Here is a 19,105-nt window from a genome sequence, read left to right as displayed (position 1 = left end):
CCTCCACGGCACTGCCCGCGCACAAACGGTGCCGTGCCCCCGCGATCCGGGGGCACGGCACCTTTCAGTTGTGTGCCGGCCTTGGGCAGCCGGCCCGATGTCACCAGAAGTGCGCTACGTCAATCACAAGGCGGGAGCCGGCACCCGGACCGTCCAGGGTGAAAACCCGGAACGGCAGGCGGGCACGGACGCCCAGGCCAACGTTGGTGTAGCCTTCAAAGCTTCCGGCCCAGGCAACCTGGCGGAAGGTCTGGTAACCCGCAACGTTGGCAAGTTCTGCCTGGTTGCGGGGCTCATACGTGGGCCTGCCGCTGTTGTTGTCGTAGGCCGGCGCTGTGAGAGTGACCTGCAGCCGTGCGCCGCCACGGACCGGGACGGTAAAGCCGGACCCGTCCTGGACAATCCGCGGTACGTAACGCACGGTGTACCCGGCGGCCGGGCCATTAAGGTCCACCACCATCCGGTCAAAGCAGTAGTGCTGCCCAGTCCGGATGTTGGTGACGGATGCGGTGGTGGGGTTTTCACTGGTTTTAGCCAGGGATCCCCAGCCCAGCCCGCAATACGATGTGGTTGCCGAGGCGGGCCCCGGAACCAGGAGTCCCAGCCCAACGGCCATGAGGATAGCCGTGAGCCAGATGGAGAGTTTTTTCATTGTGGTGCCACCCATGGAAGGAGCGATTGGATAGGTCAAGCCTAGGAGCGTCAAGGCCCCGAAACGAGGGCTGTGGCCGCTTCGGCGCGCAACCGTTAGGGTGCTCCCGCGCGCATCACGCCGCCATAAAACGAGGGGCGGATTTCGGCCTTTCTTGACCCTTTTGGTGCCCTTTCTGCATCCGCCCGTTACCGCTGGTAACGACGCCGGCGGGAGACGAAGAAGCGCCGGCCACCCTGGGAGGGTGCCGGCGCCGGGCTTCGTACTGGAGGCCTAGCCTTCGCAGTCGCGGCAGTACTTCATGCCGTTCTTTTCCCGCGCAACCTGGGAACGGTGGCGGACCAAAAAGCATGACGAGCAGGTAAATTCATCGGACTGCTCAGGAACAACGATGACCGTCAGTTCCTCGTTGGAAAGGTCGGCGCCGGGCAGGTCAATGCCTTCAGCAGTGTCATTCTCGTCAAGGTCAATGACCGCGGTCTGGGCGTTGCCGCCACGTGATGCCTGAAGGGCCTCGAGCGAGTCCGCCGGAGTCTCTTCTTCCTGCTTGCGTGGAGCATCGTAATCGGTAGCCATAGCGTGTTCACTTTCGTTGCTGCGCAGCGCCATCTCAGGCACCTCAGTGAAGCAGTTTAGGGCATGATCCCGTAACGGACGCAAGAGTGTGTGCAAGCAGACAGCACGCGGGGTTAGAGCTCCTGGCCAGTATGGTGCGCGCGGGCGTGCCCCGCCCCGACCGCCACTCCGCTCAGGGCCGGAAGCCAGCCCCAGCGGATGGCGTCGGCCATGGCATCGGCGGCCTCGTCCGGGGACTCATAGGTGAAGGTGTCGGTGAGCCATGCACGGAGCCGGCCAAGGAAATCAGCTGTCATCCCTGAAAGGTATGCGGTGATTGTTGTGGGCGCGTTTCCCGGCGGTCTCGCAGGCGTTAACCATGGCGGTTTCCCCGGCGCGGTCCTACGCTGGAAGCCCTCCGGCTGCCGGCGGCCGGAACCCGCAGGAAAGGAACCATGATGGCGGCACGGCTGAACCGCACTGCATTCGCCCACGCCCGGGAGCTTATTAAGGCGGGCAAGGTTGAACGTGATGTCCGGGATGACTGGAGCGAACATGCTCCCTCCACGGACCAGGAAAACGCCTTCATCGACAAGCACGGCTTTGGCAGCTTCGCGGAATGGCACCTTGGGCGGGACGACGAAAAGTCGGACGGCACCAAGGGCAGCGTCAGCTTTCCCTTTGGCGACTTCAGCAAAGTCCACCGCTGCGCCGTCATCTCCTTGGAAAGCAGGGCTGCCCAGTACGGGCACGACGACATCCGGGATGCAGCAAAGAAGCTGCTTGAGCTGATGGACGCGGACTGAACCACATCAACCGCCGCACCAAGGCAGCCACTAGGGTGTTGCTGTCAGGTCAGATGCCGTGTCTGCCTGCGAGCGCTGCCGCCGGCTCAGCAGGATGAACGGCGCGGCAAGCACCTGCACCACACCGCTCACGGCGAGCGACGCCGGATAGCCATAGAGGTCTGCGCTGCGGCCGAGCAGCGGCTGCACCACTACCCCGCCGCTTGACCCCATCAGGGAGTCGAAGCTGAGGACGGTTGCCCGCTGTTTTGAGGCAATCATGTCGTTCAGGTAGGCCTGCCGCACGGGAGTGCCTGCTGCGCCCACCACGGCCCACAGTGCCAGCAGCACCAGGGCAAGCCAGAACGTGCTGGTGAACAGCAGCACCACCAGGATCAGTGAGCTGACCACGTTGCTGGCAATCAGCACGGTGGTCCGTTTCCGGACCAGCTTTCGGATGCGCGGCGCCATCCATCCGCCCACGATGTCCGCTCCCGCCACGATGGCAGCGGCCAGGCCAGCCACAGCGTAGGCCCGGGGATCCCCAAAGAGCTGCAGCAGGTACGGCTGCAGGGCGTAAAAGACGTAGAAGCCCACTCCTTCGGTGAACGGCGCGGCCAGCATGATGTACCGCACGGGCGGATGTTTCAGGCCGCCGTCCACCGAGGCTTTGAGGACCGTCCGGGTGGCCCGCAGGGGGTGCGGTGACCGCTCCGGCGTGAAGCCGACGTCGCGCATCAGCAGGAACGCCACCGCGAACATGGCCACCAGTACGCCCACGCGCACCAGGAACGGCACGCCCAGGCTGGTGGCCTGGGCGATCACCCCGCCTGCCACGGAACCGGCGAGCATCGCCACCCCGCTGACCATCTGCCCGCGCCCGAGCACCGTTTCCAGCCCGCCTTCGTAACCGGAAAACCGCAGGGCGTCCACCAGCCAGGCTTCCACCGCCCCCGAAAAGAAGGTGAAACCCAGGCCGAGCAGTACGGACACCACCGCCCACCACAGGAACGGGGCCGACATCTGCCAGAGCAGGTAGTACAGGAACGTGGAAACGGCCAGGGTAATGGTGCCCAGCAGGAACGAGATGCGGCGTCCCCAGCTGTCGGCCACCACGCCCGTGGGCACCTCAAAGAGCACCATGCCGGCGGTGAAGAAGGCGTTGGCGGCGAAGGCCTCCAGGTTGCTGAGGCCGGCGTCGAGCAGGAAGAGGGTGTTGATCCCCCAGATAAACGATGTCGCCAGGGTGTTGCCCAGCGTCAGCGTCAGGTAGACCCGCTCGATTTTCCGGGCCGCCGGGTTCATGGCGTTATCGGCTCAGGACGGGCTGTAGCTCGCGGGCACAGGATCGTGCCGCAGGTAGCGGCGGGTGAACCGGCCTGTTCCGGAGGTCAGTGCCCGAAGTTCGACGGCGTAGCGCAGCAGTTCCTGGTCCGGCACCTCTGCGGCGATTTCCGTCAGTCCGTCCCCGGACGAGTTCGTGCCGGTAAGCCTGCCCCGGCGCCCGGAGAGGTCGCTCATGACAGACCCCACATGCTCGTCCGTCACGGTGATGCTCACTTCCGACACCGGTTCCAGCAGCTGGATTTTCCCTGCGGCCGCCGCCTCGCGCAGGGCCAGCGCCCCGGCCGCCTGGAACGCTGCATCCGACGAGTCAACGCTGTGCGCCTTGCCGCCCACCAGCCGCACGCGGACGTCCACCACCGGGAATCCGGCGGACACGCCCTTCTCCATCTGCGCGCGGACGCCCTTTTCCACGGACGGGATGAATGTTCCCGGAATAACGCCGCCCACCGTCTTGTCCACGAACTCGAAACCGGCGCCGCGGTCCAGTGGTTCCACTTCGATGTCGCAGACGGCATATTGTCCGTGGCCGCCGGACTGCTTGACGTGGCGGCCACGCCCGGCGGACGGTGCCGCGAATGTTTCCCGAAGCGGAGTTATCACCTCCACGGTATGCAGCTTCACGCCCTGTTCCCGGAGCCTGTCCAGCACCACGTCAGCGTGGGCCTCGCCCATGCACCACAGCACCAGCTGGTGCGTTTCGGCGTTCCTCTCCACCCGCAGCGTGGGATCGCCGGCCGCGATTTTGCCCAGGCTCCGTGCAAGTGCGTCCTCGTCGCTGCGGGAGTCGGCTTCGACAGCAACCGGAAGCAGCGGTTCGGGCATCTCCCACGTGGTGAGCATGAGCGGCTTGTCCCGCGATGAAATGGTGTCTCCCGTCTCGGCGCTTCCCAGTTTCGCCAGCGCACACATGTCCCCGGCCACGGAGTAGGGCACGGGCCGCAGGGTGGCACCGAGCGGGGAGTAGATGTGGGTTACGCGCTCGTCGGTGTCGTGGTCCTGGTGGCCGCGGTCCGCCAGGCCGTGGCCCCCAACGTGCACCGGCGAGTCCTCGCGCAGCGTCCCGGAGAACACCCGGACCAGGCAAATCCGGCCCAGGAACGGGTCGATGGAGGTGCGCACCACCTCGGCCGCCAGCGGTCCCGACGGGTCACAGGCCAGCGATGCCACCGGGTTGCCCGCCAGGTCCGTCACGTCGGGCAGGCTCCCCTCGGTGGGAGGCGGGAACGCACGCACCAGCACCTCCAGCAGCTCAGCCGTACCCAGGCCGGTCACCGCGGACGTCGGAATGACAGGGAAGAAGGACCCACGTGCGACGGCGGTTTCCAGGTCGTCAACCAGGACCCCGGTATCGATGTCCTCGCCTTCCAGGTAACGGTCCATCAGCGTCTCGTCTTCGCTTTCGGCGATGATCCCCTCGATGAGCTCGCCGCGCGCTGCCTCCGCGGCCGCCAGTTCGTCGGCGGTGCCCTCGCGCGTGGCGGGAATCTCCCCGGAGGCGTAGTCGGTGACCGTGCGGGACAGCAGCCCCAGGAGGCTGGTGACGTTCCCGCCGGACCGTACCGGGAGGTAGAGCGGCAGGACGCCGTCGCCGAACGCTTTCCTGCACTCGGCGAGGACGACGTCGTAATTTGCGCGCGGATGGTCCATTCGGGTGATCACGACGGCGCGTGGCAGCCTCGCCTGCTCGCACTCGCCCCACAGGGCGGTGGTGGTGGCGTCGATCCCGTCAACGGCCGAGACAACAAAAAGGGCGGCGTCCGCTGCCCGCAGCCCTGCACGCATCTCGCCGATGAAATCGGGATAGCCCGGCGTATCCAGGATGTTGACCTTGATGTCTTCGATCAGCAGCGGCACCAGCGAGAGCGTCACGGACCGCTGCTGGTGGACCGCGGCGGGGTCCGAATCGCTGACGGTGGTCCCGTCGGCGATGGATCCCTTGCGGGTGATCATGCCGTTGGCGGACAACAGGCCCTCGATCAGCAGGGTTTTGCCCGCGCCGGAATGCCCTACAAGCGCAATATTGCGGATCTGCGCGGGGTCCTCGGCCGCGATCCCGGCAGAAGCATCCGCCCGGCGTGTCTCAGCTCCGTTCCGGCCGCCGGGTGTCCTCGCTGAGTCCTTGGTGCCTTTTACTGACATGGGATCCTCCTGGCGTCTTTGCCGTGCAACCCGTCCTAACGTGTCCTCTGATTCGACACCCTGGGCGGCATTAGGGCAAGACCGCCGGCGGCCCTGGACGCAGGCATTCCCTTCCTGCCGGGCGATCGACTGCGGGCGGGGCTACTTCCTTGCCTTGCGGGTGGCGGAGTCGTTGGCCTTCTGGAGCGCCTTGACCAGCTCGTCCTTGTCCATCTTCGAGCGGCCCTTGACGTCCAGCTCCTTGGCAAGCTTGTAGAGGTGCTCCTTGGACGCACTTGCGTTGACGCCGCCCGCGGTGGGTTCGGAGGACTGAATGCCTTCCTCCGCACGCTTGTCCGAAGGGCCCCGCTTTTCCTTCGGCTCCCAGTGGTCGCCCACCTTCTCGTAGCTGTGCTTCAGGGATGCGTACGCGGCCCGGGCGGCCCGGCCTTCGTCGTTATCGTAGGACTCGAGGGCGGAGTCGTAGGTCTTGGCGAACGTATCCTGGGCTTTTTGTTCGGAACGCTGCAGGGTCGAGGGAAGCTCATCCTTGCGGGCATGGTCGTTCTTGCCGGTCTTGGGCATGGCAGCCGTCCTCCTTTTATCAGCAGGCTGATCATTCGGATGACACCAGCTTAATGCCGGATTCAGGGATACGCCCGGGACGGGTGCGGAAAGCAGTGGAGCCCCCTGTCGGATTCGAACCGACGACCCCCGCTTTACAAGAGCGGTGCTCTGGCCAACTGAGCTAAGGAGGCACACCCTTGCGGGCGGGCGCCTGAACGGCGCTAGATAAGGGTAGCCCAACACCCGCCGCTGGTAAAAATGCCCTTCTGCCCGCTGCCGCGGGGAGCCCGGACGGGAACAAGTCACCCCGGTGCCACAGAAAAAGGCCCGCCCCGGAAGAAGATCCGGGACGGGCCTTGAGCAGGAAGTCCTGCCGGTCCTAGGCCTTGGCGTCGATGGCAGCCTGGATCTCGGCGTTCAGGTCGGTGCTGCCGTCCCACTGCTTGCCGTCGATGAAGACGGTGGGGGTTCCGGTGATTCCAACATTGGAAGCCAGCTGCGTGGAGTACTTGACGTAGGGACGGAAGGTCCTGTCGTCGACGCAGCTGTTGATGTCCGCACCAATGTCGCTGGCCAGGGACTTCAGCTTGTCGTCGGAAAGGCCGGCGCCGCCCTCGGCGGGCTGGTTCGTGAACAGGAGATCGGCGTATTCGGCGTACTTCCCGGGAGCCTTGTCCGCTACGCACGCGGCGGCGTTGGCTGCACGGGAGGAGTAGTTGGTGGTTGACTGGCGGTCCAGGAAGCCCAGCGGCCGGTATTCCAGGGAAATCTTGCCTTCGTTGCGGAGACCGGTCAGGGCGTCGTTATAAGTGTCTTCGAACCGTTTGCAGACGGGGCAGATGAAGTCGATGTAGGCCACCACCTTGACCGGCTGCCCTTCTTCGGCCTCGGCACCGGGGGCAACCACAGGGCTGGGCAGCGTCTCAGGCTTGGCGGGCACGTTGGCGATGTCCACGGTGGCGGCGTCCGTTGCCTTGACCTCCGTGTTGGCGAGCAGCGTGACGCCGCCGTTGACGTTGCCATTGGCGGGGACGGGTCCCTGGTCTGCAATGGGGGTGTTCTGCCGGATGCTGGTGGTGACCACCAGGGCCACGACCGCCAGGATGGCCACCACGGCCACCACGATGCCCCAGCCGATCAAGAGCTTGTTGCGCTTGTCTTTCTTAAGCTGGGCTTCGCGGATCAGGCGCGCTTTTTCCCGCGCCTCCGCGGTTCGCTCAGCTTTCGACTTACGTACTTCGTTTGCGGGGCTCATGTGTTCCTTGGGTCGATCGACGTGGGGGGACCACTCAGTGGCAACTACCTCATTTTAGGGGAGAAAGCTGAGAGCTTGCGCTTTCAAGTATTCCTCCGGCTTGACCAACGGACGAATAGCACGGAAGATTCCGTCCCGTTAGGGTGGGCTGAGAGGCACAAGCAACCCCAGGGGGCCGCAATGCAAACACCTGTCCAGGAAAAACCAGCCGCCAAGGCTGCGCCCGGCGCCGCCGGCTCCGGCCACGGCGGTGAGACCAAGTACGACTTCATGGTGGTCTCCAACCGACTGCCCGTTGACCGTGTCGCCGCCGGTGAGAACGGTGACGACGGCTCCGGCTGGCGCCGTTCCCCCGGCGGCCTGGTGACGGCACTCGCGCCCATGATGACCAAGACCGACGGCGCCTGGGTGGGCTGGCACGGCGCGCCGGACGAGACAGTGGAGCCCTTCAGCCACGGCGGCATGGACCTGGTCCCCGTCCAGCTCAGCACCGATGACGTGGAGCTGTATTACGAAGGCTTCTCGAACGCGACACTGTGGCCGCTGTACCACGACGTCATCGCGCCGCCGGAATTCCACCGGACCTGGTGGGACGCCTACCGCAGGGTCAACCAAAGGTTCGCCGACGCCGTCGTTCGCCATGCGGACCACAAGGCAACCGTGTGGATCCAGGACTACCAGCTGCAGCTGGTGCCGCGGCTGGTGCGCGAAGCCCGGCCCGATCTCCGGATCGGCTTCTTCAACCACATCCCGTTCCCGCCGCCGGAAATCTTTGCCCAGCTGCCGTGGCGCCAGGCCATTATCGACGGCCTGCTCGGCGCCGACCTGGTGGGCTTCCAGCGGGCCAGCGATGCCGGAAACTTCATGCGCTCGGCCCGCCGGTTCCTCGGCGCCAGCGTCAAGCAGCAGCAGGTGCACGTCAAGGGCCAGGACGGCGAAATTACCCACATCGCCCGGGCGCAGGCCTTCCCCATCTCCATCGATGTCCAGCAGATCAGCGAGCTTGCCGCCAAACCGGAAATCATCGAGCGTGCCCGGCAGATCCGCCAGGACCTGGGCAACCCCAAGACCATCCTGCTTGGCGTGGACCGCCTGGACTACACCAAGGGCATCCGGCACCGGCTGAAGGCGTTCGAGGAACTCCTGGCGGACGGCAAACTGTCCGTGGGAGACGCCACCCTGATCCAGGTGGCCTCCCCCAGCCGCGAACGCGTTGAACAGTACCGCCTGCTGCGGGAAGAGGTGGAAGGCACGGTGGGCCACATCAACGGCACCTACGACACCATCGAGAACACCGCCGTCCGCTACCTGCACCACAGCTATCCCGTGGAGGAGATGGTGGCGCTGTACCTGGCCGCCGACGTCATGCTGGTCACCGCGCTGCGGGACGGCATGAACCTCGTGGCCAAGGAATACGTCACGGCCCGGACCAACAACGACGGCGCCCTGGTGCTGAGCGAATTCGCCGGCGCCGCGGACCAGCTCAAGCAGGCCCTGCTGATGAACCCGCACGATATTGACGGGCTCAAGAGCGCCATCATGCGGGCGGTTGAGATGTCTCCGCGGGACGCCGCCCGGCGGATGCGCGCCATGCGCAAGCAGATCCTGGAACACGACGTGGACTACTGGTCCGCAGACTTCCTGGCCGCACTGAACGAAAAGGTGGTGCGGGATGACTCCTGACGGCCGCTCCAAGAGTCCGCTGGCACTGTCCCCGGAGCTCCGCGAGGCCGTCCGGCGCATCGCCCGCACCGACCATCTGCTGGTGGCCATGGATTTCGACGGGACCATGGCGCCCATCGTGGGGCATGCCGACGACGCACGCCCCCTCCCGCGCGCGGCCACGGCCTTCGCAGGGCTCGCCGTGCTGCCGCGCACCACGACGGCGCTCATCTCAGGGCGCGCCCTCGCCAGCCTGCGCGCTGTGGCGTCGCCGCCGGTGGACTCGCTGCTGATTGGCAGCCACGGTGCCGAAGCCTGGCTGGGACCGGGCTCAACCGGGCTGACCCTGGACGAAGAGCAGAAGGCGCTGCTGGCCGAGGTCCGTGCCATCCTCGCGGAAATCGTCGAGGAAGCCCCCGGGACCATGCTGGAGGACAAGCCTGCCGGCGTGGTGCTGCACACCCGCCTTGCCGCCGACGACGTGGCTGAGGACGCGGTTGCAGCCGCACGCTCGCTGCTCCAGGACCGCAAGGGGGTCTTCCTGAAGGACGGGAAACGGGTCCTCGAAACCTCGGTGGTCAACGCCTCGAAAGGCGAGGGCGTCACGTTCCTGCGGCAGATCACCGGGGCCACGGCTGTGCTGTTTGCCGGTGATGACACCACGGATGAAGACGCCCTGGCACGGCTCGAGCCGGGCGACGTGGGCGTGAAGGTGGGGCTGGACTTCACCCAGGCGCAGTACCGCGTGGAGGCTCCGGTCCACGTGGCGGAGCTGCTGGAAGCCCTCCTGCAGGAGCGGAGCGTCGCCGTGGCGGAAGAGGATCCGCAGGCCGCACCAAGCTAGGCGTGCGCAAGCCCACGTGTGACGTCCGTAACATTTGCGACAATAATCGAAGCATCTGACATACTCTTGCTTGTGATGTGGCGCACAGACACCGTGCGGCGTCACTCTTTGCACTCTGGCTTCGCCGGGGTGCAGCCTGCAACACAAAACTGAACAAACATGAACCATTCACAACGGATCGTCCGGCACGTACCTGCCGGTGAAGGGATTGATAACTGTGGCTACAGTTACTTTTGATAACGCTACGCGTCTGTACCCGGGCACAGATAAGCCCGCCGTCGATAAGCTCAACATCGACATCGCCGATGGCGAATTCCTGGTCCTCGTTGGACCCTCCGGTTGCGGTAAGTCCACCTCCCTGCGCATGCTCGCAGGCCTTGAGGACGTCAATGCAGGCCGCATCCTGATCGGCGACCGCGACGTCACCGATGTTCCCCCCAAGGACCGCGATATCGCGATGGTTTTCCAGAACTACGCGCTGTACCCGCACATGACTGTGGCCGACAACATGGGCTTCGCCCTGAAGATCGCCGGCGTTTCCAAGGAAGAGCGCGCCGAGCGCGTCCGGGAAGCAGCCAAGCTTCTTGACCTCGAGCAGTACCTGGACCGCAAGCCGAAGGCCCTGTCCGGCGGCCAGCGCCAGCGTGTCGCCATGGGCCGCGCCATCGTGCGTAACCCGCAGGTCTTCCTCATGGATGAGCCGCTGTCCAACCTCGATGCCAAGCTCCGCGTGCAGACCCGTACGCAGATCGCATCCCTCACCCGCCGCCTCGGTGTCACCACCGTTTACGTGACGCACGACCAGGTTGAGGCCATGACCATGGGTGACCGCGTCGCCGTGCTGAAGGACGGCCTGCTGCAGCAGGTTGACACCCCGCGCAACCTCTACGACCGCCCCAAGAACGTGTTCGTTGCCGGCTTCATCGGCTCCCCCGCCATGAACCTGCTGGAACTGCCCGTTGTCGACGGCGGTGTGCAGTTCGGCGGCACCGTCTACCCCGTGCCGCGCGACGTCCTCGAAGAGGCACACGGCTCCACCGTGACACTGGGCAGCCGCCCCGAGGACCTCGAAACCGCTCCGCACGGTGAAGGCCTGAAGGTTGAGGTGGACGTCGTCGAAGAACTCGGCGCCGACGCCTACGTCTACGGTCACACCACGCTCGACGGCAAGGACCACGACATCGTGGCACGCGTCGACGGCCGCCGCCCCCCGATGAAGGGCGAGTCCATCTACGTCCGTCCGCAGTCGGGCCACGTGCACCTGTTCGACACCAAGACCGGCCTGCGCCTGGGCGACTAGTCCCCACCGGCCCCCTAACCTCGCTTCGCTTCGGTTAGGGAACCCTGCCGGCGTGGGCCCACCCCACGCAACTGACGGCGGCCCTCCTGACGGATGGGCCGCCGTCGGCTTTTAACTGGCCGGCGGAAGATTAGCTGGCCTTCCCCAAGTACGGAAGAATTGAGTTATGACCGAGGAATACAGCGCCCAGTGGCACGATGAACCCACCGACTACGCGCAGATCGGAAAACTGCCGCGGTTTGTGGCCGCCAGTGCCGACGACGGCAAGCTCGCCTCGGTCTCCAGCTCACTGAACATCACCGCGGCGGCCGCCGACCCGGAGCTCCTTGACCTTCCCTGGCATATCGCCCTGGAGGATTGGCCTGCCGAGAACCTGGCAGCCCTCCCCCGCGGCATCTCCCGCCACATTGTGCGCTTCGCCCACCTTGGCGGATCGGTCATCGCCATCAAGGAAACCTCGGAGCACGTAGCCCGGCACGAGTACCACATGCTGCGCAAGCTCGCCCGGCTGGACGTCCCCTGTGTGGAACCGGTGGCGGTGATTACCGGCCGCACCACCCCGGACGGGCGCCCGCTCAACCCGGTCCTGGTCACCCGGCACCTGAAGTTCTCCATGCCGTACCGCGCCCTCTTCTCCCAGATGCTCCGCAAGGACACCCTGACGCGTCTCATCGACGCACAGGCGCTGCTGATGGTGCGGCTGCACCTGATCGGCTTCTACTGGGGCGACGTGTCCCTCTCCAACACCCTGTTCCGCCGCGACGCGGGCGCTTTCGCCGCCTACCTGGTGGACGCCGAAACGGGTGAGCTGTACCCGGACCTCTCCACCGGGCAGCGTGAATACGATCTCGAAATTGCCCGGGTGAACATCGCCGGGGAACTTATGGACCTGCTGGACGGGGGGCTGATCGAGGAAAAGGTGGATCCCGTAGCCACCAGCGAGCTGATCATGGACAGCTACCGGCGTCTCTGGGCGGAGCTGACGGAGAAGGAGTCCTTCGAACTCGGTGAGCGGTGGCGGGTCAGTGCCAGAATCCGCCGGCTCAACGAACTCGGCTTCGACGTCGAGGAGTACGCCATCAAGACCACCCAGAACGGGTCAACCATCCAGCTGCAGCCAAAAGTGGTGGACGCCGGACACCACCAGCGGCGGCTCCTGCGGCTTACGGGTATCGACGCGCAGGAAAACCAGGCCCGGCGGCTGCTTAATGACATGGACTCCTTCCGTGCGGACAACAACCCGGACATGGACGAGGAATACAGCGCCCATCTCTGGGTCAGCCAGATCTTCGAGCCGATCGTCAGGTCCATCCCGCGGGACCTTTCCGGGAAGCTGGAGCCCGCCGAGGTGGTGCACGAGGTCCTGGAGCACCGCTGGTACATGTCCGAAAAGCAGGAGCGGCACATCCCCTTGGCCGAGGCCGTGCAGTCCTACATCGACTCCATCCTCCGGCACCGCCGGGACGAAGCCGCCATCATGTTGAACCCGGACACCGGCCTGCTGAAAATCCTTGAAGTGGAGACCGAGGAGTCCCGCTACGGCGAGGACGAGTCCATCGACGAATATCCGGACTCGGACGACTAAAGCTAGATCGCCTTGCCGGGGTTCAGGATGCCGGCAGGATCAAACAGTTCCTTGATCCTGCGCTGCAGCTCCCGGACCGGTTCGGGCTGCTCCTGGCCCAGCCACCGCAGCTTGTACTGGCCAACACCATGCTCGCCCGTGATGGTGCCGCCCATGTCCAGGGCTACGGTGATGGATTCATCCAGGACCTGCTGAAGCCGCGCCAACGCCGCAGCATTTACAGTGCTGCCCTGCCTGTCGATCCAGAACGTTGGGTGGAGGTTGCCGTCCCCGGCGTGTGCCACCACCTTGAGGTGCACTTCGTAGCGTGCCGCCATGGTTTCCAGGGCCGCGACATAGTCCACCAGGCGTGAGCGCGGCACCGCCACATCCTCCCCCACGCGGTATTCGTCGTCCACCTCCACGCCCCGGCTGTGCCGCCGGAGTTCCACCAGGCGCTCAGCTTCGGCGCTGGCTTCAGTGGTGACAGCAGCCCCTCCTGCCCGCAGGACTTCCCGCACAACCTCCGCCTCGGCGGCGGCGCCGAACCCGTCCGTCTGGACCAGCAGCAGGGAGCGTCCGCGGGCGGTGAGGTCCGAGCCGTGGATCTCGTCCAGCTGGGCAAGCGTGCCGCCGTCGAGCAGTTCCATGATGGCCGGCTGGACCCGTGCCTTGCCTACCGCCAGGACTCCTGCCGCCGCCATGCGGAAGTCAGGGTAGAAGGCCGCCACCGTGTGCACCTCCTTCGGCAAGTACTTCAGGCGGACGGTAACACCCACCACGATGCCCAGCGTTCCTTCAGATCCCACGAACAGCCCGGTCAGGTCATAGCCGGCCACACCCTTGAAGGTCTGGTGGCCGGTGTGGAGAAGCGAGCCGTCCGCCAGCACCACGTCGAGGGCAAGCACGGAGTCCCTGGTAACGCCGTACTTTGCGCAGCGCAAGCCGCCGGCATTGGTGGCAACATTGCCGCCAATGGTCGAGGTGCGGAAGCTGGCAGGGTCCGGCGCGTACATCAGGCCGTGCACAGCAGCTGCCTCGTTGAGCACGGCGTTTACCACTCCCGGCTCCACCACTGCCGTCTCGTCGTCCGGGTTGAGCGCAAGGATGTGGTCCATCCGTTCGAGCGACATGATGATGCAGTTCTCCGTGGCATGCGCGCCGCCGGATACCCCGGTTCCCGCACCGCGGGCTACCACCGCCACTCCGTAGTCCGCACAGGCGCGCACCACCGACTGCACATCGGCTACCGATTCGGGAAACACCACCGCCAGGGGCAGCTGAAAGTCGATGATCGGCGCCTGGTCCACCGCGTACCGGTGCAGCGACGTCCCTGCCACGTCCACCTGGCCCGCGGCAAGGATGCCCTCGAGCTCGTCAACAACGCTTCCCACCAAGGCCTCCACCCGCCGTCGGACATGTCCTCCCAGTTTAGGCGGCGACCGGACTGGACCTGCGTAACCTTCGGTCCCGCTGCTGCAAGCGCTTCCAGTCCTGACCAGCAGTTATGTACCGCGGGAGCCATGGGAACCGAGAATAATCATGGAAGCGTTTTCATTTTTATGCTCCACCGCGCTTATGCTGTCACTCATGTCTGTCGAAACTGTGACTCCCGACACTTCCCTGAACGCCGGGCCGCTGACGCTTATCCACGAGGCGGACAACGCTCCCGGCTGGTGGCGCTCTGCCGTGATCTACCAGGTGTACCCACGTTCCTTCCGGGACCTCAACGGCGACGGCGTGGGCGATCTTGCGGGAATCACCGAGGAACTCCCGCACCTGGCGGACCTCGGCGTGGACGCGGTCTGGCTGTCCCCCTTCTACCGGTCCCCCCAGCGCGACGCCGGCTACGACGTCAGCGACTACTGCGACGTGGACCCGATCTTCGGAACACTCGGCGACTTCGACGTCATGATGGCGGAGTCCCACCGGCTGGGCCTGCGCGTCATCGTGGACCTGGTGCCGAACCACTGCTCGGACCAGCACGCAGCCTTCCAGGCCGCCCTCGCGGCGCCGGCCGGCAGCCCGGAGCGGGACATGTTCATCTTCCGGGACGGAACAGGCCCGGACGGCTCCGAGCCGCCCAACAACTGGCAGTCCCACTTCGGCGGGCCGGCCTGGACCAGGGTGGCCCGCCCGGACGGTCAGCCGGACCAGTGGTACTTGCACCTCTTCGATTCGTCCCAGCCCGACTTCAACTGGGACAACCCGGCCGTCCACGCCGAGTTCGAACGCGTGCTGCGCTTCTGGCTGGACCGCGGCGTGTCCGGATTCCGGGTGGACGTGGCCCACGCCCTGGTCAAAGCTCCCGGCCTGCCCGCCTGGGGCGGACGCGCAGACGGCGGCAGCAGCGAAGGGTTCCCGGGCCACGAAGCACCCATGTTCGGCCAGCCCGCCCTGCACGACATCTACCGGAACTGGCGCCGGATCCTGGACCAGTACGGCCCGGACCGCATCCTGTGCGCGGAAGCCAATGTGGATCCGCTGCCGCGGCTGGCCAACTGGGTCCGGCCGGACCAGATGCACCAGGCCTTCAATTTCCCCTACCTTCATGCCGGGCTGGACGTGTACCGGCTGCGCGGGGTGATCACGGATTCGCTCGAGGCACTGGACGCCGTCGGCGCACCGAGCACCTGGGTGCTGTCCAACCACGACGTGGTCCGGCACGCCAGCCGGTTCGGCTACAACGGCCAGGGTCCCCGCGACGGGGACGGCATCGGCCCCGCCGATCCCCAGCCGGATATCGCCCTGGGCCGACGTCGGGCGGCGGCTGCCTCCCTCTTCATGCTGGGGCTTCCCGGTGCCGCCTACCTGTACCAGGGCGAGGAACTTGGCCTGCCCGACGGCGTCGACATCCCGGAACATCTGCGGCAGGACCCCACCTTCGCCCGTACTGGCGGGGAACGCCTGGGCCGTGACGGCTGCCGCATCCCGCTCCCGTGGCGGGCCGCCGAGACCCACCTTGGCTTTGGCCACGGAAGAGACCCTTGGCTGCCTTTTCCTTCCTCGTTCGCAGCCCTGGCCCGGGACCTCCAGGCCGCCTCGCCGTCGTCGCACCTTGCGCTGTACCGGGACATCCTCCGGCTCAGGCGCGGGCTGAACCTCGGCCGGGGCTCGCTGTCGTGGGCGGAGGACTGGTGCACCGGTTCCTCCCTGGGCTACGTCAACGGCACTACGCTGGTGCTTATGAACCTGAACCACGATCCCCTGGAGATGCCTGCCGGGCATGTGCTCCTCCGTAGCGACCCGTCAGGCGCCGGCCGTTTCCTCGCTTCCGGTGAGACGGCCTGGCTCCAGCTTGGACCGGACGCCGCAGCAGACTGAGCATGGCCGGTATCAAAGAAGTAGCGAGCAGGGCAGGCCTGTCCGTTGCCACCGTGTCCCGGGCGCTCAGCGGCAAGGCGAACGTCTCCGCGAGGAGCCGGCAGCTGGCCCAGGAGGCCGCCCGGGAGCTGGGGTTTGTGCCGTCCTACCACGCATCCAGCCTTGCCTCCGGCCGCAACCACAACATCGGGCTGGTGGTCCCGTCCGTGAACCGCTGGTACTTCTCCTCAGTACTGGAAGGCGTATCCGAGGCACTGCTGGACGCGGGCTACGACCTCACGCTGTACAACGTGGGTGACCAGCCGGAACGGCGCCGCAGCGTACTCAGCGACTTCCTGCTGCGGAAGCGGCTTGACGCTGTCATTGCCGTTGCCCTGGTGCTCGGCGAGGACGAGATCCAGCAGCTGCTGGCCGTCCACCGTCCGATTGTTGGTATTGGCGGTGCACTGCCCGGGGCATCCACCATCAGGATCGATGACGAGCGGCTGGCACGGCTGGCCACCGATCATCTGATCCGGCTTGGGCACACCCGGATCGCCCACATGACGGGGGACGCAAACCTGAACCGCGACTTTAAGCTCCCGGGCATCCGCCAAAGGGGCTATGAGGCCGCCATGAGGGCCTCGGGCCTGGCGGTGCATCCGGAGTGGCGTGTGGCCGCCGATTTCACCATCCAGGGAGCCTATGCCGCCGCACGCCGTATGCTGGGGACGGCAAGTGAACGTCCTACCGCCATTTTCGCGGCTTCGGACGAGATGGCCGTGGGCGCCATCCTGGCTGCCCGCGAATTCGGGCTGCAGGTTCCTTATGATCTTTCAGTGGTGGGCATGGACGGGCACGAGCTGGGCGAAACGTTTGGTTTGACCACCATCAGCCAGGACCCCCGGGGGCAGGGGCGCCTCGCCGCCGGGACCGCACTTGAGTTGCTGGGCGAGACGCGACATGAGTCCGACGGCGCTCCGGCACCGCAGGCGGCCATCGACCAGGAGTACCCCACGGAGTTTGTGATCCGGACGAGCACCGCGGTGCCGCCGGAGCCGGCTCACGGTTAGCCTGCCTGGTTACCCTCGCGGTCCGCATCTGCAGGAGCCCCCATGAAGCGGGCGTACCTGGCAAGGATCTGCGGCCAGGCCTGGACGTACTCCGCACGGGCCGCGGCCGGATCCTCTGCACCTTCCCAGCCCTCGTGGAAGACGCGCACTTCCACGCCTTCGTCCACCGCGCGGAAGACGACCAGCAGTTCCGTGGACCAGAGGGCTGTAGCGCCGGGGTGCCACGTGGCATGGAAGGACAGCGGTGGCTGCCAGTCATCGAGGGTTCCCCAGATGCTGGTGCGTCCGTCATCGGCGGTTTCCAGGATGAGGTTCTCTTCGAACTCCACGTAGGAGCCAGCGCCGTAGACGCCGTGCGAGTCCAGGGGCCACCACAGGTGTGTATGGTCGGTGAAGCCAGCGAAGGCATGGGCCACGCTGCCGGGAACAACAACCGTCTCCACCACGGGCTCCAGGGGGTCTGGAGCGGACTGGCTGTCGCTGCCGAAGGGGTCCTGGCCGTGGCTGAAGAGGCTGCTCATGGTGCTCTACTCTACCCGCGCGGGGCTGGTGCCCTCTCAGCTGCGGTCGCTTCGGCGCCCGATGACGGGAGACGCTCTCTCACATCCTGCAGATTTCCGGACGACGCTCTCTCACCTGGGTGACGCCCCATCACCTGTCGCGAGTTCCCGGGGGACGCCCTATCACTTGTCGCGGGTTGCCGGACGACGCCCCATCAGTTGTCGCGGGTTCCCGGGGGACGCGTTCAACGTCGCACCCGATAGCGCAGGTGAAGCACCCGGTTGCCCTGGATCACCGTATCGGGCCCCTCCAACAGGTGCTGCGATTGGACCGACCCGAAGTAGCGCTTGCCCGAGCCGAACACAACGGGTACGACGTCCATGCGCACCTCGTCGACCAAGCCCGCGGCAAGCATCTGGCCACCGACGTCACCAGCGGCAACCTCGACGATGCGGTCACCCGCAAGCTCTTGCGCCTTGGCCATGGCTGCCTCGACGCCGTCGACGAAGTGAAACGGCGCCCCAGGGTCCCAGCCCTCGGGCTGCGGCCGGTGCGTCACGACGACCACGTGGTCGATCCCGCTCGGAGGCTTCCCGTCCCAGCCGTCCGTCAGGTCGAAGACGTGGCGGCCGACAAGTGTCACCGCGATCTGGTCCCAGTACGGCCGAGTGTAGTCGTAGGACGTCTGCGACACCTTCACCTCGCCGCTCTCGTCCAACGGGACGTCACCGTTGGACAACCAGTCGAACAGGGGTCCGGGCTGGTCATTCTCGTCCGCGACGAAGCCGTCCAGCGACACCGAGCTGTACATGACCACTTTGCCCACCGGGCCCTCCTCTGCTTCGGGTGCCCCCACATTAGCGTGCCGTGAGCCCTCAGCGTAGTAAGAAATTAACCGCCGGCATGGGCCAGACGGAACATCCCTGATTCTTCTGCAGGAGCTGATGGAGCGTCCCGGGTTGTGCTGCAGGAACTGATGGGGCGTCACCGACTTCCCCGCGGGAGGTGATGGCGCGTCACCGACTTCCCCGCGGGAGGTGATGGGGCGTCACCGACTTCCCCGCGGGAGGTGATGGGCGTCGGGGTTTGTGTTGTGGGTTGGTGGTTAAAGTCGTAGGGCCCTGACATTCCTTGTCAGGGCCCTACGTAATTTATGTCCGGCGGTGACCTACTCTCCCACACCCTCCCGGATGCAGTACCATCGGCGCTGTGGGTCTTAGCTTCCGGGTTCGGAATGGGACCGGGCGTTTCCCCCACGCTATGACCGCCGTAACCCTTGCTCCACACCCCCGTGGGGGGTGGGAAAACTGGTGGTTACAACAATTTGTGCTCGTGTTAGAGCAGTGTGGTGTTGTTATTCAGTTGGTGTTCCTTGCAACAAACGGGTTTGTTGTTTGGGAACCACATAGTGGACGCAAGCAGTCTTGTGTATCTTTTTACCCGACCCCTTTGGTGCAAACGCTTTTGAAGTTCGTTTGCGGGGTGGGTGTGTGGTGTAAGTTGTTGGCCTATTAGTACCGGTCAGCTTCACGAGTCGTTAGTCCTCGCTTCCACATCCGGCCTATCAACCCAGTGGTCT

17 protein-coding genes, 1 tRNA gene and 1 rRNA gene are annotated in these 19,105 nt (G+C 65.7%); 7 read left to right on the top strand and 12 right to left on the bottom strand.

The window, feature by feature from the left end:
- Nucleotides 1–100 precede the first annotated feature (100 nt).
- From DXK94_RS05585 to DXK94_RS05575, 3 genes are all read right to left on the bottom strand, one after another.
- Complete coding sequence (locus tag DXK94_RS05585) at nucleotides 101–652, bottom strand: hypothetical protein (protein ID WP_115524187.1); 552 nt, start codon at nucleotides 650–652, stop codon at nucleotides 101–103.
- A 273-nt stretch (nucleotides 653–925) separates the two neighbouring features.
- Complete coding sequence (locus DXK94_RS05580) at nucleotides 926–1,228, bottom strand: DUF4193 domain-containing protein (RefSeq protein WP_079597890.1); 303 nt, start codon at nucleotides 1,226–1,228, stop codon at nucleotides 926–928.
- Nucleotides 1,229–1,341: 113 nt separating this feature from the next.
- A complete protein-coding gene (locus tag DXK94_RS05575) occupies nucleotides 1,342–1,524 on the bottom strand; it encodes a hypothetical protein (RefSeq protein ID WP_115524186.1) in 183 nt (60 codons plus the stop codon).
- A gap of 141 nt (nucleotides 1,525–1,665) precedes the next feature.
- On the opposite strand from DXK94_RS05575, the gene DXK94_RS05570 reads away from it, so the two are divergent.
- Nucleotides 1,666–2,013, top strand: coding sequence for a hypothetical protein (locus DXK94_RS05570; protein WP_115524294.1), 348 nt, complete (start codon nucleotides 1,666–1,668; stop codon nucleotides 2,011–2,013).
- Nucleotides 2,014–2,043: 30 nt separating this feature from the next.
- On the opposite strand, the gene DXK94_RS05565 is transcribed toward DXK94_RS05570, so the two are convergent.
- From DXK94_RS05565 to DXK94_RS05545, 5 genes are all read right to left on the bottom strand, one after another.
- Complete coding sequence (locus DXK94_RS05565) at nucleotides 2,044–3,297, bottom strand: MFS transporter (RefSeq protein WP_115524185.1); 1,254 nt, start codon at nucleotides 3,295–3,297, stop codon at nucleotides 2,044–2,046.
- Nucleotides 3,298–3,309: 12 nt separating this feature from the next.
- Nucleotides 3,310–5,478 carry an elongation factor G-like protein EF-G2 gene (locus tag DXK94_RS05560; RefSeq protein WP_115524184.1) on the bottom strand — a complete coding sequence of 723 codons (2,169 nt, stop codon included), beginning with the start codon at nucleotides 5,476–5,478 and terminating at the stop codon, nucleotides 3,310–3,312.
- Nucleotides 5,479–5,619: 141 nt separating this feature from the next.
- Nucleotides 5,620–6,042, bottom strand: a complete 423-nt coding sequence (locus DXK94_RS05555; protein WP_115524183.1) for a ChaB family protein — start codon at nucleotides 6,040–6,042, stop codon at nucleotides 5,620–5,622.
- A 96-nt stretch (nucleotides 6,043–6,138) separates the two neighbouring features.
- Nucleotides 6,139–6,215: transfer RNA gene (locus tag DXK94_RS05550), tRNA-Thr, on the bottom strand.
- A 188-nt stretch (nucleotides 6,216–6,403) separates the two neighbouring features.
- Entirely contained in the window at nucleotides 6,404–7,279 is an 876-nt protein-coding gene (locus DXK94_RS05545; RefSeq protein ID WP_079597873.1) for a thioredoxin domain-containing protein, read from the bottom strand.
- Between the two features lie 180 nt (nucleotides 7,280–7,459).
- Between DXK94_RS05545 and DXK94_RS05540 the strand changes: the two genes are divergently transcribed.
- From DXK94_RS05540 to DXK94_RS05525, 4 genes are all read left to right on the top strand, one after another.
- Nucleotides 7,460–8,962: a trehalose-6-phosphate synthase gene (locus tag DXK94_RS05540; protein ID WP_079597874.1), complete on the top strand. Its 1,503-nt coding sequence runs from the start codon at nucleotides 7,460–7,462 to the stop codon at nucleotides 8,960–8,962.
- Nucleotides 8,952–9,785 carry a trehalose-phosphatase gene (gene otsB, locus DXK94_RS05535; RefSeq protein WP_115524182.1) on the top strand — a complete coding sequence of 278 codons (834 nt, stop codon included), beginning with the start codon at nucleotides 8,952–8,954 and terminating at the stop codon, nucleotides 9,783–9,785. Before DXK94_RS05540 ends, otsB begins: the two co-directional genes overlap by 11 nt.
- Nucleotides 9,786–10,002: 217 nt before the next feature.
- On the top strand, nucleotides 10,003–11,085 hold the full coding sequence (locus DXK94_RS05530; protein ID WP_013599924.1) for an ABC transporter ATP-binding protein: 1,083 nt from the start codon (nucleotides 10,003–10,005) through the stop codon (nucleotides 11,083–11,085).
- 166 nt (nucleotides 11,086–11,251) lie between these two features.
- Nucleotides 11,252–12,670 (top strand): DUF4032 domain-containing protein, encoded by a 1,419-nt coding sequence (locus DXK94_RS05525; protein WP_079597876.1) that lies wholly within the window; start codon nucleotides 11,252–11,254, stop codon nucleotides 12,668–12,670.
- A 2-nt stretch (nucleotides 12,671–12,672) separates the two neighbouring features.
- Here the strand turns inward: DXK94_RS05525 and DXK94_RS05520 are convergent, their stop codons facing one another.
- The gene (locus DXK94_RS05520; RefSeq protein ID WP_115524293.1) at nucleotides 12,673–14,043 is read right to left on the bottom strand and encodes an FAD-binding oxidoreductase; all 1,371 of its coding nucleotides are present in this window, start codon (nucleotides 14,041–14,043) and stop codon (nucleotides 12,673–12,675) included.
- A gap of 184 nt (nucleotides 14,044–14,227) precedes the next feature.
- Here DXK94_RS05520 and DXK94_RS05515 point away from each other — a divergent pair, with 184 nt between their 5' ends.
- Nucleotides 14,228–15,973 (top strand): glycoside hydrolase family 13 protein, encoded by a 1,746-nt coding sequence (locus tag DXK94_RS05515; RefSeq protein WP_115524181.1) that lies wholly within the window; start codon nucleotides 14,228–14,230, stop codon nucleotides 15,971–15,973.
- A 2-nt stretch (nucleotides 15,974–15,975) separates the two neighbouring features.
- On the top strand, nucleotides 15,976–17,025 hold the full coding sequence (locus tag DXK94_RS05510) for a LacI family DNA-binding transcriptional regulator (protein WP_115524180.1): 1,050 nt from the start codon (nucleotides 15,976–15,978) through the stop codon (nucleotides 17,023–17,025).
- Here the strand turns inward: DXK94_RS05510 and DXK94_RS05505 are convergent.
- From DXK94_RS05505 to rrf, 3 genes are all read right to left on the bottom strand, one after another.
- On the bottom strand, nucleotides 17,022–17,546 hold the full coding sequence (locus DXK94_RS05505) for a hypothetical protein (RefSeq protein ID WP_115524179.1): 525 nt from the start codon (nucleotides 17,544–17,546) through the stop codon (nucleotides 17,022–17,024). The two genes, DXK94_RS05510 and DXK94_RS05505, sit on opposite strands and share 4 nt — an antisense overlap.
- A gap of 224 nt (nucleotides 17,547–17,770) precedes the next feature.
- Nucleotides 17,771–18,352, bottom strand: coding sequence for a dihydrofolate reductase family protein (locus DXK94_RS05500; RefSeq protein ID WP_115524178.1), 582 nt, complete (start codon nucleotides 18,350–18,352; stop codon nucleotides 17,771–17,773).
- A gap of 329 nt (nucleotides 18,353–18,681) precedes the next feature.
- A 5S ribosomal RNA gene (gene rrf, locus DXK94_RS05495) occupies nucleotides 18,682–18,798 on the bottom strand.
- Between the last annotated feature and the right edge of the window lie 307 nt (nucleotides 18,799–19,105).

The sequence above is a fragment of the Arthrobacter sp. RT-1 genome, from assembly GCF_003367205.1.
In the GTDB taxonomy this organism is placed as follows: Bacteria; Actinomycetota; Actinomycetes; order Actinomycetales; family Micrococcaceae; genus Arthrobacter.
Note: the sequence above shows the minus strand (reverse complement) of the source record. Positions and strands in the feature narration are given on the sequence as shown.

Excerpts from the sequence above, each read along its gene's own strand:
- DXK94_RS05540 (WP_079597874.1), top strand. The coding sequence starts at position 7,460 with ATGCAAACACCTGTCCAGGAAAAACCAGCCGCCAAGGCTGCGCCCGGC.
- DXK94_RS05575 (WP_115524186.1), bottom strand. The coding sequence starts at position 1,524 with ATGACAGCTGATTTCCTTGGCCGGCTCCGTGCATGGCTCACCGACACC.
- DXK94_RS05505 (WP_115524179.1), bottom strand. The coding sequence starts at position 17,546 with ATGAGCAGCCTCTTCAGCCACGGCCAGGACCCCTTCGGCAGCGACAGC.
- DXK94_RS05545 (WP_079597873.1), bottom strand. The coding sequence starts at position 7,279 with ATGAGCCCCGCAAACGAAGTACGTAAGTCGAAAGCTGAGCGAACCGCG.
- DXK94_RS05525 (WP_079597876.1), top strand. The coding sequence starts at position 11,252 with ATGACCGAGGAATACAGCGCCCAGTGGCACGATGAACCCACCGACTAC.
- DXK94_RS05510 (WP_115524180.1), top strand. The coding sequence starts at position 15,976 with ATGGCCGGTATCAAAGAAGTAGCGAGCAGGGCAGGCCTGTCCGTTGCC.
- DXK94_RS05565 (WP_115524185.1), bottom strand. The coding sequence starts at position 3,297 with ATGAACCCGGCGGCCCGGAAAATCGAGCGGGTCTACCTGACGCTGACG.
- otsB (WP_115524182.1), top strand. The coding sequence starts at position 8,952 with ATGACTCCTGACGGCCGCTCCAAGAGTCCGCTGGCACTGTCCCCGGAG.
- DXK94_RS05560 (WP_115524184.1), bottom strand. The coding sequence starts at position 5,478 with ATGTCAGTAAAAGGCACCAAGGACTCAGCGAGGACACCCGGCGGCCGG.
- DXK94_RS05570 (WP_115524294.1), top strand. The coding sequence starts at position 1,666 with ATGGCGGCACGGCTGAACCGCACTGCATTCGCCCACGCCCGGGAGCTT.
- DXK94_RS05585 (WP_115524187.1), bottom strand. The coding sequence starts at position 652 with ATGAAAAAACTCTCCATCTGGCTCACGGCTATCCTCATGGCCGTTGGG.
- DXK94_RS05515 (WP_115524181.1), top strand. The coding sequence starts at position 14,228 with ATGCTGTCACTCATGTCTGTCGAAACTGTGACTCCCGACACTTCCCTG.
- DXK94_RS05580 (WP_079597890.1), bottom strand. The coding sequence starts at position 1,228 with ATGGCTACCGATTACGATGCTCCACGCAAGCAGGAAGAAGAGACTCCG.
- DXK94_RS05555 (WP_115524183.1), bottom strand. The coding sequence starts at position 6,042 with ATGCCCAAGACCGGCAAGAACGACCATGCCCGCAAGGATGAGCTTCCC.